General features: G+C 61.8%; 11 protein-coding genes. 9 read left to right on the forward strand and 2 right to left on the reverse strand.

The features are described from left to right. Window positions 1-175: 175 nt before the first annotated feature. Both thiI and typA read left to right on the forward strand, forming a co-directional pair. Window positions 176-1,630, forward strand: coding sequence for a tRNA uracil 4-sulfurtransferase ThiI (gene thiI / locus AB7M33_RS10720; RefSeq protein ID WP_027592385.1), 1,455 nt, complete (start codon window positions 176-178; stop codon window positions 1,628-1,630). Window positions 1,631-1,758: 128 nt separating this feature from the next. Next, a complete protein-coding gene (gene typA, locus AB7M33_RS10725) occupies window positions 1,759-3,582 on the forward strand; it encodes a translational GTPase TypA (RefSeq protein ID WP_027592386.1) in 1,824 nt (607 codons plus the stop codon). Window positions 3,583-3,775: 193 nt separating this feature from the next. Here typA and AB7M33_RS10730 read toward each other — a convergent pair whose 3' ends face one another. After that, window positions 3,776-4,180 carry a YkgJ family cysteine cluster protein gene (locus tag AB7M33_RS10730; protein WP_016712459.1) on the reverse strand — a complete coding sequence of 135 codons (405 nt, stop codon included), beginning with the start codon at window positions 4,178-4,180 and terminating at the stop codon, window positions 3,776-3,778. Between the two features lie 198 nt (window positions 4,181-4,378). Here AB7M33_RS10730 and AB7M33_RS10735 point away from each other — a divergent pair, with 198 nt between their 5' ends. The 5 genes from AB7M33_RS10735 to AB7M33_RS10755 all read left to right on the forward strand — a co-directional run bounded on the left by AB7M33_RS10735 (window position 4,379) and on the right by AB7M33_RS10755 (window position 9,734). Further along, the gene (locus AB7M33_RS10735; RefSeq protein WP_027592387.1) at window positions 4,379-6,829 is read left to right on the forward strand and encodes a glycogen/starch/alpha-glucan phosphorylase; all 2,451 of its coding nucleotides are present in this window, start codon (window positions 4,379-4,381) and stop codon (window positions 6,827-6,829) included. Between the two features lie 267 nt (window positions 6,830-7,096). Next, window positions 7,097-8,107, forward strand: a complete 1,011-nt coding sequence (locus AB7M33_RS10740) for a class 1 fructose-bisphosphatase (RefSeq protein WP_027592388.1) — start codon at window positions 7,097-7,099, stop codon at window positions 8,105-8,107. 3 nt (window positions 8,108-8,110) lie between these two features. Beyond that, window positions 8,111-8,707, forward strand: a complete 597-nt coding sequence (locus AB7M33_RS10745; protein ID WP_454242825.1) for a DUF924 family protein — start codon at window positions 8,111-8,113, stop codon at window positions 8,705-8,707. A gap of 203 nt (window positions 8,708-8,910) precedes the next feature. Beyond that, window positions 8,911-9,165: an outer membrane protein assembly factor BamE domain-containing protein gene (gene bamE, locus AB7M33_RS10750; protein ID WP_079230016.1), complete on the forward strand. Its 255-nt coding sequence runs from the start codon at window positions 8,911-8,913 to the stop codon at window positions 9,163-9,165. After that, complete coding sequence (locus tag AB7M33_RS10755; protein ID WP_186677171.1) at window positions 9,162-9,734, forward strand: lipocalin family protein; 573 nt, start codon at window positions 9,162-9,164, stop codon at window positions 9,732-9,734. The genes bamE and AB7M33_RS10755 overlap by 4 nt, the downstream gene beginning before the upstream one ends. 113 nt (window positions 9,735-9,847) lie before the next feature. Here AB7M33_RS10755 and AB7M33_RS10760 read toward each other — a convergent pair whose 3' ends face one another. Further along, window positions 9,848-11,212 (reverse strand): formimidoylglutamate deiminase, encoded by a 1,365-nt coding sequence (locus AB7M33_RS10760; RefSeq protein WP_454242826.1) that lies wholly within the window; start codon window positions 11,210-11,212, stop codon window positions 9,848-9,850. 143 nt (window positions 11,213-11,355) lie between these two features. Between AB7M33_RS10760 and hutC the strand changes: the two genes are divergently transcribed. Both hutC and AB7M33_RS10770 read left to right on the forward strand, forming a co-directional pair. Next, window positions 11,356-12,066 (forward strand): histidine utilization repressor, encoded by a 711-nt coding sequence (hutC, locus tag AB7M33_RS10765; protein ID WP_172960436.1) that lies wholly within the window; start codon window positions 11,356-11,358, stop codon window positions 12,064-12,066. Continuing rightward, on the forward strand, window positions 12,063-12,635 hold the full coding sequence (locus AB7M33_RS10770; RefSeq protein ID WP_454242827.1) for a HutD/Ves family protein: 573 nt from the start codon (window positions 12,063-12,065) through the stop codon (window positions 12,633-12,635). The genes hutC and AB7M33_RS10770 overlap by 4 nt, the downstream gene beginning before the upstream one ends. The last annotated feature ends 86 nt before the right edge of the window (window positions 12,636-12,721 follow it).

The following is a 12,721-nucleotide window of genomic DNA, read 5'->3' on the forward strand; positions in this document are numbered from 1 at the left end:
TGTGCAATCCCCTGTAGGAGCGGGTTTACCCGCGAAAGGGCCGGAACAGGCACCCCAAAAGCCCGGCCTTGCATTTATCTCAAAGCTTCTGATCAAAAGTTGGTCAAATCCTGAGCAATTTCCGATATAATTCGCGCCCCTCATTTTCGGCAGGCCCTGCGCGCGCTGTTAACCAATGAAACTTATCGTCAAAGTCTTCCCAGAAATCACCATCAAGAGCCGGCCGGTGCGCAAGCGCTTCATCCGTCAGCTCGGCAAGAACATCCGCAACGTGCTCAAGGATCTGGATCCTGAGCTCGCGGTCGATGGTGTCTGGGACAATCTCGAAGTGGTCACCCGCGTCGAAGACGAGAAGGTCCAGCGCGAGATGATCGAGCGCCTCACCTGCACGCCGGGTATCACCCACTTCCTGCAGGTCGAGGAATACCCGCTCGGCGACTTCGACGACATCGTCGAGAAGTGCAAGCAGCACTTCGGTCACCTGCTGGCAGGCAAGCACTTCGCCGTACGCTGCAAGCGCGGCGGCCACCACGACTTCACGTCGATGGACGTCGACCGCTACGTCGGCAGCCAGCTGCGTCAGCAGTGCGGCGCCGCCGGCATCGAGCTGAAGAACCCGGAAGTCCTGGTGCGCATCGAAATTCGCAACCAGCGCCTGTACGTGATCCACAACCAGCACCAGGGCATCGGCGGCTATCCGCTGGGCGCCCTGGAGCAAACCCTGGTATTGATGTCCGGTGGCTTCGACTCCACCGTGGCGGCCTACCAGATGATGCGTCGTGGCCTGATGACCCACTTCTGCTTCTTCAACCTCGGCGGCCGTGCCCACGAACTGGGGGTGATGGAAGTTGCCCACTACCTGTGGAAAAAGTACGGCAGCAGCCAGCGCGTGCTGTTCATCAGCGTGCCGTTCGAAGAAGTGGTCGGCGAGATCCTCAACAAGGTCGACAACAGCTACATGGGCGTGACCCTCAAGCGCATGATGTTGCGCGGCGCCGCCCATATGGCCGACCGCCTGCAGATCGACGCGCTGGTCACCGGCGAGGCAATTTCCCAGGTCTCCAGCCAGACCCTGCCGAACCTGTCGATCATCGACTCGGCGACCGACAAGCTGGTGCTGCGCCCGCTGCTGGCCAGCCACAAGCAGGACATCATCGACCAGGCCACCGAAATCGGCACCGCCGACTTCGCCAAGCACATGCCTGAATACTGCGGCGTGATCTCGGTAAACCCGACCACCCACGCCAAGCGTCACCGCATGGAGCATGAAGAGAAGCAATTCGACATGGCCGTGCTGGAGCGCGCCCTCGAACGCGCCAAGTTCATCTCGATCGACCACGTGATCGATGAGCTGGGCAAGGACGTCGAGGTGGAAGAAGTGCGCGAAGCGCTGCCTGGCCAGATCGTCATCGACATCCGTCACCCCGATGCCCAGGAAGACGAACCCCTGGTGATCGAGGGCATCGAAGTCCAGGTGATGCCATTTTATGCAATTAATAGTCGCTTCAAGCAGCTGGATGAAACACGCCAGTACCTGCTGTATTGCGACAAGGGTGTGATGAGCCGACTGCACGCACACCACCTGCTCAGTGAGGGACATGCCAATGTGCGTGTTTATCGTCCGGCATAAGACGCCAGGGCTGTATGGCGGCAGCATCCGCCATCGCCCTCCCGACCACCGGGCCTGCTGAGCCTTATACCTTACATATTGGTCGCCTAGACTAGGCGGCAACCGAATCCTCTGATCGAGATACACTTGTGATCGAAAATCTGCGTAACATCGCCATCATCGCCCACGTTGACCATGGTAAAACCACGTTGGTCGACAAACTCCTGCGTCAGTCCGGCACTCTGGAGCGTAACGAGCTCAACGACGAGCGCGTCATGGACTCCAACGACCAGGAAAAAGAGCGCGGTATTACCATTCTGGCGAAAAACACCGCCATCAACTGGAACGGCTACCACATCAACATCGTCGACACCCCCGGCCACGCCGACTTCGGTGGCGAGGTTGAGCGTGTAATGTCGATGGTCGACTCCGTGCTGCTGCTGGTCGACGCTCAAGACGGCCCGATGCCGCAAACCCGCTTCGTGACCAAAAAGGCCTTCGAAGCTGGCCTGAAGCCAATCGTTGTCATCAACAAGGTTGACCGCCCGGGCGCGCGTCCTGACTGGGTTCTGGACCAGATCTTCGACCTGTTCGACAACCTCGGTGCCACCGACGAACAGCTGGACTTCAAAGTCGTCTACGCCTCGGCCCTGAACGGCATCGCCGGTCTGGACCACACCGAAATGGGCGAAGACATGACTGCCCTGTACCAGGCTGTCATCGACCACGTTCCAGCGCCAGCTGTTGACCGTGACGGCCCGTTCCAGATGCAGATCTCCGCTCTGGACTACAACAGCTTCCTGGGTGTTATCGGTGTTGGCCGTATTGCCCGTGGTCGCATCAAGCCGAACACCCCGGTTGTCGCCATCGACGCCGACGGCAAGAAGCGTAACGGCCGTATCCTCAAGCTGATGGGCCACCACGGCCTGCACCGCGTCGATGTCGAAGAAGCCCAAGCTGGCGACATCGTCTGCATCAGCGGTTTCGACGAGCTGTTCATCTCCGACACCCTGTGCGACCCGACTGCCGTTGAGGCGATGAAGCCGCTGACCGTTGACGAGCCTACCGTTTCGATGACCTTCCAGGTCAACGACTCGCCGTTCTGCGGCAAGGAAGGCAAGTTCGTTACCAGCCGTAACATCAAGGACCGTCTGGACAAAGAGCTGCTGTACAACGTTGCCCTGCGCGTTGAAGAAACCGACTCCCCAGACAAGTTCAAAGTCTCGGGCCGTGGTGAGCTGCACCTCTCGGTACTGATCGAAACCATGCGTCGCGAAGGCTTCGAGCTGGCCCTGGGCCGCCCAGAAGTGATCATCCGCGAAGTGGACGGCGTGAAGCAGGAACCGTTCGAAAACGTCACCATCGACATCCCTGAAGAAGCGCAGGGCAAGGTCATGGAAGAGATGGGTCTGCGTAAAGGCGACCTGACCAACATGGTTCCGGATGGCAAGGGCCGTGTACGCCTGGAATACAACATCCCGGCGCGTGGTCTGATCGGTTTCCGTAACCAGTTCCTGACCCTGACCAACGGTGCAGGCATCCTGACTTCGATCTTCGACCGCTACGACACCGTGAAGTCCGGCCACATGTCCGGCCGTCAGAACGGCGTACTGGTTTCGGTCGAAACCGGCAAGGCGCTGACCTACTCGCTGGAAACCCTCCAGGCGCGTGGCAAGCTGTTTGTCGAGCACGGTCAAGAGATCTACAACGGTCAGATCATCGGCCAGAACAGCCGCGACAACGACCTGGGCGTCAACCCTACCAAGGGCAAGAAGCTCGACAACATGCGTGCTTCGGGTAAAGACGAAGTCATCGCCCTGGTTCCGCCTGTTCGCTTCACCCTGGAACAGGCTCTGGAATACATCCAGGAAGACGAGCTGTGCGAAGTCACGCCGAAGTCCATCCGTCTTCGCAAGAAGATCCTGGACGAAAGCGAGCGTACCCGCGCTGCCAAGAAAGCCAAGAACAGCTGATTTAGCTGTGGCTGAATGAAAACGCCCCCGGTCGAAAGGCCGGGGGCGTTTTTGTTTGTCTGCAGATTTTGTACTGTCGGTGCTGGCCTCTTCGCGGGTAAACCCGCTCCCACAGGTACTGCGCAGGCATTGAAGATTGCGCAAATCCTGTGGGAGCGGGTTTACCCGCGAAGAGGCCGGAGCAAGCTATCGGTCAGCGACCAACCACCTTGGGCTTGTAAGCACAATACCCCGGCCGCGGCCCGACCTTGGGGTGGTTGCGGCAGGTGTCCGGGCGCTTGTCATAAATGGTGCACAGCCGGCTCTTACGATCCAGGTACATGCAGTCATCGTTGCTCATCCGGGTCAGGGTGAAAATGCCTGACTTCTGGTTGAAGCGTTCGATGATGCCTTCCTTCTGCAGGCGTTTGGCCACGTTTTTGGGCGGTTCGTCTTTTTCGAACTCGTCTACCACGCCAATGCGGATCAGATCCTTGATCTTCACCTCCACCGGCAGGGTGCAACAGGTCGAGTGGCAGCCACCGCACATGTGGCTGGCATAGCGCTGCCAAGTCTCCAGGCGGTCGACTTCGGCGGCGGCGATCAGGGTCGTTTTCATCGTTATGGGGGTGAATCACGGGCTTGGGGCGCGCGATGATACCGGAGTTGTTCAATTTGTGAACAACCTTTTGCCCGATTCACGGTGTTGATTCAGTGTTCAGGCATGAAAACTGCGAACAGGAACGGTAAGTCCCTGTCGAAGGGTCTAGTCTCTTCACTCTCCCTCCGTATTCGTCAACTTGCCCGAGGATGCCGCATGTCCCAGGAACCCAAAGCACGTGACGCCGAGGTGGCCGATTTTCGCGCCGCTGTACTGGATAAGCTGACCTACGCGGTCGGCAAGGACCCCGAGCATGCCTTCGACCATGACTGGTTCGAAGCCATAGCCCTGGCCGCGCGTGATCACATGGTCGATCACTGGATGGACCACACCCGTCAGGCCTACCGGCGCAGTCAAAAGCGGGTGTATTACCTTTCTCTGGAATTTCTCATCGGGCGGCTGCTGTACGACAGCCTGAGCAACCTCGGCTTGCTGGACATCGCCCGTGAAGCCCTCGATGGCCTGGACGTCGACCTGGAGCGTATCCGCCTGCTCGAGCCGGATGCGGCGCTGGGCAACGGTGGCCTGGGGCGGCTCGCCGCTTGTTTCATGGAAAGCATGTCGACCCTGGGTATCGCCGCCCACGGCTACGGCATCCGCTACGAGCACGGCCTGTTTCGCCAGGCGGTGGTTGATGGCTGGCAGCAGGAGCAGACCGAAAACTGGCTGGACTTTGGCAACCCCTGGGAGTTCGAGCGCGCCGAGGTGATCTACCCGATCAGTTTCGGCGGCAGCGTCGAAACGGTGCAAGACACCCACGGCCAGCAACGGCAAGTGTGGTGGCCTGGCGAGACGGTGCGCGCGGTGGCCTATGACACGCCGGTGGTCGGCTGGCGTGGCGCCAGCGTCAACACCTTGCGCCTGTGGCGTGCCCGGGCGCTGGAAGAGCTGCACCTGGAGCGCTTCAACGCCGGTGACCACCTGGGCGCGGTCGCCGAAGTGGCCCGTGCCGAGAGCATCTCACGCGTTCTCTACCCGGCCGACAGCACCGAAGCTGGCCAGGAACTGCGCCTGCGCCAGGAATACTTCTTCGTTTCGGCCTCGCTGCAGGACCTGCTGCGGCGACACCTGAACATGCACAAAGACTTGCTCAACCTGCCCGATGCGGCGGCCATCCAGCTCAACGACACGCACCCGTCGATTGCCGTGGCCGAGTTGATGCGCCTGCTGGTCGACCAGCATGAAATCCCGTGGGAAAAGGCCTGGGAGCTGACCGTCGGCACCCTGGCCTACACCAACCACACCCTGCTGCCCGAGGCATTGGAAACCTGGCCGGTGGCGCTGATGGAGCGCATGCTGCCGCGTCACATGCAGATCATCTACTTGATCAACGCCTACCATATCGACGCCCTGCGCGCGAAAGGCCTGCACGACTTCGACGTGCTGCGGGCGGTGTCGTTGATCGAGGAGGAAAACGGCCGTCGGGTACGCATGGGCAACCTGGCGTTTCTGGGGTCGCACAGCGTCAACGGCGTGTCGGCACTGCACAGCAAGTTGATGAAGAGCACGGTGTTCGCCGAGCTGCACAAGCTCTACCCGCAGCGGATCAACAACAAGACCAACGGCATCACGTTCCGGCGTTGGCTGTACCAGTCCAACCCGCAGTTGACCGAAATGCTGGTCGAGGCGCTGGGCCCGGAGCTCAAGGACGACCCGGAAGGCTTACTCGCCAACCTGGTGCCGTTTGCCGACAAGAGCAGCTTCCGCAAGCAGTTCGCCGCCCAGCGCCTGCACAGCAAGCGCGCCCTGGCCAGCATCATCCAGGACCGTATCGGCGTGACGGTCAACCCGGAGGCGCTGTTCGATGTGCAGGTCAAGCGCATCCACGAATACAAGCGCCAACTGCTCAACCTGTTGCACACCGTGGCCTTGTACCAGGCCATACGCAACGACCCGGGCACCAACTGGGTGCCGAGGGTGAAGATTTTCGCCGGCAAGGCTGCGGCCAGCTATCACCAGGCCAAGCTGATCATCAAACTGGCCAACGACATCGCCCGGGTGGTGAACAACGACCCGACCGTGCGCGGCCTGCTCAAGGTGGTGTTCCTGCCCAACTACAACGTCAGCCTGGCCGAGAGCATCATCCCGGCGGCGGACCTGTCCGAGCAGATTTCTACCGCCGGCTATGAAGCATCGGGTACCAGCAACATGAAGTTCGGCCTCAATGGCGCGCTGACCATCGGCACGCTGGACGGTGCCAACGTCGAGATGTGCGAGCACGTGGGGGCCGACAACATGTTCATCTTTGGCCTGACGGCGCAGCAGGTTGAGGCGCGGCGGCGAGCGGGAGACTTTGGCGCCAGTGTGGCGATTGCCGAGTCGAGCCGCTTGAACGACGTGCTTCAATCGATTCGCAGCGGGGTGTTCTCGCCTGATGATCCCTCGCGCTATACCGGGTTGATCGATGGGCTGGTGGCGTATGACCGCTTCCTGGTGTGCGCCGATTTCGATGCTTACTGGGATGCTCAGCGGCGGGTCGAGGAGCTGTGGCATACGCCGCAGGAATGGTGGCGGATGGCGGTGCTGAACACGGCAAAGATGGGCTGGTTCTCGTCGGACCGGACCATCCGGGAGTATGCGGGGGAGATCTGGAAGGCACTGGATTGAGCATGGGGCCGCGGTGCGGCCCATTCGCGGGGCAAGCCCGCTCCCACAGGATCTGCGTTGCCTTGAAGGCTGCGCAAAACCTGTGGGAGCGGGCTTGCCCGCGAATGGGGCGCACACCAGCCCCAGTCGACAGCCGGCCTGGCAAAGGCTGAACTACCGACCTATTGTGCCGTCAGACAGCCCAGGCGAGTCTCATCACTCGCTAGCATCGCACTCTCCCTGTAAACTGCGGGGGTTTTTCTCCCCCTTTCCATTTCGGAGCCATACATGTCCCGCGTTACCCTGAGTCGCTATCTGATTGAGCAGACCCGCAGCAACAATACCCCTGCCGATCTGCGCTTCCTGATCGAAGTGGTGGCGCGCGCGTGCAAAGAGATCAGCCACCACGTGTCCAAAGGCGCCCTGGGCGGCGTACTGGGCAGCATGGGCACCGAAAACGTGCAAGGCGAAGTACAGAAGAAGCTGGACGTTATCTCCAACGACATCCTGCTGGAGGCCAACGAGTGGGGCGGCCACCTGGCCGGCATGGCGTCCGAAGAAATGGACAACGCCTACCAGATCCCGGGCAAATACCCGAAAGGCGCCTACCTGCTGGTCTTCGACCCGCTGGACGGCTCGTCGAACATCGACGTCAACGTCTCGGTCGGCACCATCTTCTCGGTACTGCGTTGCCCTAACCAGTACCTGAGCCAGAACGAAAGCCTCAACGAAGAAGCGTTCCTGCAGCCAGGCACCGAGCAGGTTGCTGCCGGTTATGCCATCTACGGCCCGCAGACCATGCTGATCCTGACCCTGGGCAATGGCGTCAAAGGCTTCACCCTGGACCGTGAACTGGGCAGCTTCGTCCTGACCCACGAAAATATCCAGGTACCGGCCACCACCGCCGAATTCGCCATCAACATGTCCAACCAGCGCCACTGGGAAGCCCCGGTACAGCGTTACGTGGACGAACTGCTGGCCGGTGAAACCGGTCCGCTGAAAAAGAACTACAACATGCGTTGGATCGCCTCGATGGTCGCCGACGTGCACCGCATCCTGACCCGTGGCGGTCTGTTCATGTACCCGCGTGACGCTCGCGACCCGAGCAAGCCGGGCAAGCTGCGCCTGATGTACGAAGCCAACCCGATGTCGTTCATCATCGAGCAGGCTGGCGGCGCATCCACCAATGGTTACGATCGTATCCTCGACATCAAGCCAGAGAGCCTGCACCAGCGCGTGTCGGTCATCCTCGGCTCGAAGGAAGAGGTCGAGCGCGTCACCGCGTATCACAAGGAGTAAGTCATGCTCGCACCTTGGCAGCCGTTGCTGGAGTGGTGGTTCGGTTGGGGCACCAGTCCCCAGGCCGTGGCTGACGAGAAGAGCACGCTGTGGTTCGGCAAGCATCACGATGCCGAGGCCCAGGCGCTGTTTGGCGACTTGGTCGAACACGCCCTGGCGGGCGGGCTCGAAGAGTGGCAACAGAGCCCGCAAGGCTGGCTCGGCCTGCTGATCCTGCTGGACCAGCTGCCTCGCATGATTTACCGCGACACGCCGCGCGCCTTCGAGGGCGACCGGCGTGCGCAGGTGGTGGCCATGCAGGGCCTGCAAAAAGGCTGGGATTACCAGTTGCTGCCGATCCAGCGGGTGTTCGTGCTGCTGGTGCTGGAGCATGCCGAGGTGCTGGACTGGCAAAACCTGTGCGTCGAACGTTATCAGATGCTGCTGGACGAGCAACCTGAGGCCAATCGCCGGTTGTTCGAGGGGTTCCTCGACTACGCCGAGCAGCACCAGCGGGTGATTGCCCGGTTCGGGCGCTTCCCGCACCGCAACCTGATGCTCGAGCGGCCGAGCACCAGCGAAGAGATGGACTTTTTGCTGGAGCCTGGCTCCAGGTTCTGATTGCCACTGGGCCTGCTGCGCAGGCCTGTCGCGACACATAAACCGCGCGTGCATCTGCAGGCGCGGTTTTTTTATGCCTGCCATTGGCCAGCCGACCAATGGTGTAGGTGAAAAGGGGGGAGGGCAGGGAACCAGGGAGGGATTTTCCCGTCGAAGGTCACTGCAGGCCACTCGCCTGTATCCCCTGTTCAGGAGTGTCCTTCATGTCGTTGCGTTCCCTCGCCCTGTTGTCCCTGTGCGTCGTTCTGACTGCGTGCAGCAAGATCAACCAGGAAAACTATTCCAAGCTCAAGGCCGGTATGAACAAGGCCGAGGTCGAGCAATTGCTCGGCACGCCCACCGAGTGCTCTGGCGCACTGGGCATGAGCAGCTGTACCTGGGGGGACGAGAAGAGCTTTATCAGCGTGCAATACGCGGCCGACAAGGTGCTGATGTATTCAGGGCAGGGCCTCAAATGAGGCGTGTCCACCTGCTGCTGGGGTTGTGCCTGGTGATGTTGCTGGGCGGCTGCGCCACGTCTGCGCATGACCCGCTGGCGCCGAAAACCGCCGGCAATGTCGACCTCAAGCGCTACCAGGGCAAATGGTACGAGCTGGCGCGCCTGCCGATGCGCTACCAGGAGGGCTGCGAGCAGTCCGAGGCGCATTACAACCTGAAGCAGGATGGCACGTTTGGCGTGCTCAATCGTTGCCGCACGATCGGTGACGAATGGCTGCGCGCCGAGGGGCATGCCAACATCCAGGAACCGGGGCATACCGACAAACTGTGGGTCGAGTTCGATAACTGGTTTACGCGCCTGGTGCCGGGCGTGGCGAGAGGCGAGTACTGGATTCTGTACGTGGACGACCGCTACCACACGGCGATCGTCGGCAGCCCGGACCGCAAATACCTGTGGATCCTGTCCCGCACACCGAGCCTGCCAGCCTGGCAGCGCGAAAGCTTGCTGGCCAAGGCACGGCAGCAGGGGTATGACACCAGCCGGCTTATCTGGCGCACGGCTGACCAGCAGATCGTCAAGTCTCATTGATGCCATTCACGCTGTGCGTGTAGGAGCAGCCTTGTGCTGCGAAGAGGCCCGTATGCATTCAGCAAATGCTGGGGTAATACCGGCCTCTTCGCAGCACAAGGCTGCATCTACCCTCAATTCAGCAGTTGACGCAGGACCTCGACGAACGCCCGCGCGCTTTCGTCTTCCTGCGCATGGCGCCCCTGGCGCACTACCCATTGCCCGTTGACCATCACATCGCGCACCTGGCGATCGCTGCCCGCGAACAGCCAGCGGTTGAGAATCGCATCGCCCTTTGCCGTGGCGATGTACGGGTCCTGCCCGTCGAGCACCAGCCAGTCGGCTCGCTTGCCCACTGCCAACTCGCCGACCGCTTGCCCAAGCGCCTGGGCGCCGCCGCTCAAGGCCGCGTCATACAGCGTGCGGCCGACCATCGGTTGGTCGCCGCGGTACAACCGGTTGCGCCGTTGATCGCGTAGCCGCTGGCCATACTCCAGCCAACGCAGCTCCTCCACCACGCTGAGCGACACATGGCTGTCCGAGCCAATGCCCATGCGCCCACCTTGTGCCAGGTAATCCACCGCCGGGAAGATACCGTCGCCCAGGTTGGCCTCGGTGGTCAGGCACAGGCCTGCCACCGCGCCGCTGCGGGCCATGGCGGTAACTTCATCAGCTTCGGCATGGGTGGCATGCACCAGGCACCAGCGCGCGTTCACGTCGACATGTTCGTACAGCCACTGCAGCGGGCGGCGGCCGCTCCAGGCCAGGCAGTCGTCGACTTCCTTCTGTTGTTCGGCAATGTGGATATGCACCGGGCTGTGCGGGCTGCCAGCCTCCAGCACATGGGCGATCTGCCCTGGCGTGACCGCCCGTAGCGAGTGGAAGCACAGCCCCAGTTGCTGTGCCGGCTGCGCGGCCAGCAGGGGGGCGAGTTGTGCCTGCAGGCGCAGGTACTGCTCGGTGGAATTGATGAACCGCCGTTGCCCTTCGTTCGGAGCCTGGCCGCCGAAGCCGGCGTGGCTGTAGAGCACCGGCAGCAGGGTCAGGCCGATGCCGCTGCTGGCTGCCGCCGCGCTGATGCGCCGGGACAGTTCGGCAGGGTCAGCGTAGGCCTTGCCGGCCTGGTCGTGGTGCACGTAGTGGAACTCGGCCACCGAGGTGTAGCCGGCCTTGAGCATCTCGATATACAGCTGGCGCGCGATGACCTGCAGTTGCTCCGGGTTGATCTGGCCCACCAGGCGGTACATCAGGTCACGCCAGGTCCAGAAGCTGTCGTTGGGGTTGCCCGCCACTTCCGCCAGCCCCGCCATGGCGCGTTGAAACGCATGGGAATGCAGGTTGGGCATGCCCGGCAGCAGCGGGCCGGCCAGCCGTTCGGCGCCTTCGGCCGAAGCATCGGGCTCGATACGGGCCACGTTACCATCGCTGGCGACCTCGATTCGGACATTGCTGGCCCACCCATTGGGCAGCAGGGCTCGTTCGGCGAAGTAGGCGGACATCGGTGAAATCCTGTTATTGTTAACTTGTATATACATATACAGGCGTTTGCCTGCCGGGTAAACTGCGGCAAGCTACCGCTCATTCAATCGCACAAGGATCCAACGCCGTGCCGACACCTCCTGTCTCCGCGCTGGTTGCCCAGATGGGCGAGGGCCCGGCGCCGCTGTACGCGCGGGTCAAACAGATGATCATCCAGCACATCGACAACGGCAGCTGGCCGCCTCATCACCGGGTCCCTTCGGAAAGCGAACTGGTCAGCCAACTGGGCTTCAGCCGCATGACCATCAACCGCGCCCTGCGTGAGCTCACGGCCGAAGGCTTGCTGGTGCGCATGCAAGGGGTCGGCACGTTCGTCGCCGAGCCCAAGAGCCGCTCGGCGCTGTTCGAGGTCAACAACATCGCCGACGAAATTGCCGGGCGTGGCCACCAGCATAGCTGCCAGGTGATCACCCTTACCGAAGAAGCGGCCGGCTCCGAGCGCGCCCTGGCGCTGGACATGCGCGAAGGCCAGCGGGTGTTCCATTCGCTGATCGTGCACTACGAAAATGGCATCCCGGTGCAAATCGAGGACCGCTACGTCAACGCAGCGATCGCCCCTGATTACCTCAAGCAGGATTTCACCCGGCAGACGCCTTACGCCTACTTGTCCCAGGTCGCACCGTTGACCGAGGGTGAGCACGTGGTTGAGGCGATCCTGGCGGAGCCGCACGAGTGCCAGTTGTTGCAGATCGAGCGGGGCGAGCCATGCCTGCTGATTCGCCGCCGCACCTGGTCCGGTCGCCAGCCGGTCACCGCTGCGCGGTTGATCCACCCCGGTTCCCGTCATCGCCTTGAAGGACGTTTCAGCAAATGAGCCAGATGCAGGTGTTGCGTGCGCAGGGTTACCCGCGCATGCCGTGGAAGAACGGCGGGGGCTTCACCGAGGAAATCACCCGCGACAGTGGCGAGGGCCTCGACGGGTTCGGCTGGCGTTTGTCGATTGCCGATATCGAAGAGTCAGGCGGGTTCTCGTCGTTCGCCGGTTACCAGCGGATCATCACCGTGCTGCAGGGCGATGGCATGCGCCTGTTGGTCGATGGCCAGGCCAGTCGGCCACTGTTGCCGTTCGATGCCTTTGCGTTTGCCGGCGAGAGCCAGGTCAGTTGCAAGTTGCTGGGTGGGGCGATTCGTGATTTCAACCTGATCTATTCGCCGCAGCGTTATCGGGCGCGGTTGCAGTGGTTCGATGGTACCCACCCGCTGTTCAGTGCGGCGTCGACGCTGTTGTTGTTTGCGGCCAGTAGCCAGGTCGAGGTGGCCATGGCGGGGCGTGAGATGCAGCGGCTGGGGTTGTATGACTGCCTGCGGCTGGAGGGTAACGATGAATTGCTGGGGCTGGAGGTTCAGGGGCGTTTTTGCCTGATCGAGCTGACAGCGCGCTGAGGGCTCGCCAGTAGATTTTTGGCGCCTGTGAGACCGAGCGCCGCCCGCGCGGCGCATCGCGAGCAACGCTCGCTCCTACGTTTGTT

The sequence above is a fragment of the Pseudomonas sp. Y3 TE3536 genome (genome assembly GCF_053629175.1).

Coding starts and splice junctions, on each gene's coding strand:
- hutC (WP_172960436.1), top strand. CDS start 11,356: ATGGGCGAGGGCCCGGCGCCGCTGTACGCGCGGGTCAAACAGATGATC.
- bamE (WP_079230016.1), top strand. CDS start 8,911: ATGTCGTTGCGTTCCCTCGCCCTGTTGTCCCTGTGCGTCGTTCTGACT.
- AB7M33_RS10730 (WP_016712459.1), bottom strand. CDS start 4,180: ATGAAAACGACCCTGATCGCCGCCGCCGAAGTCGACCGCCTGGAGACT.
- AB7M33_RS10735 (WP_027592387.1), top strand. CDS start 4,379: ATGTCCCAGGAACCCAAAGCACGTGACGCCGAGGTGGCCGATTTTCGC.
- AB7M33_RS10755 (WP_186677171.1), top strand. CDS start 9,162: ATGAGGCGTGTCCACCTGCTGCTGGGGTTGTGCCTGGTGATGTTGCTG.
- AB7M33_RS10745 (WP_454242825.1), top strand. CDS start 8,111: ATGCTCGCACCTTGGCAGCCGTTGCTGGAGTGGTGGTTCGGTTGGGGC.
- AB7M33_RS10740 (WP_027592388.1), top strand. CDS start 7,097: ATGTCCCGCGTTACCCTGAGTCGCTATCTGATTGAGCAGACCCGCAGC.
- thiI (WP_027592385.1), top strand. CDS start 176: ATGAAACTTATCGTCAAAGTCTTCCCAGAAATCACCATCAAGAGCCGG.
- AB7M33_RS10770 (WP_454242827.1), top strand. CDS start 12,063: ATGAGCCAGATGCAGGTGTTGCGTGCGCAGGGTTACCCGCGCATGCCG.
- AB7M33_RS10760 (WP_454242826.1), bottom strand. CDS start 11,212: ATGTCCGCCTACTTCGCCGAACGAGCCCTGCTGCCCAATGGGTGGGCC.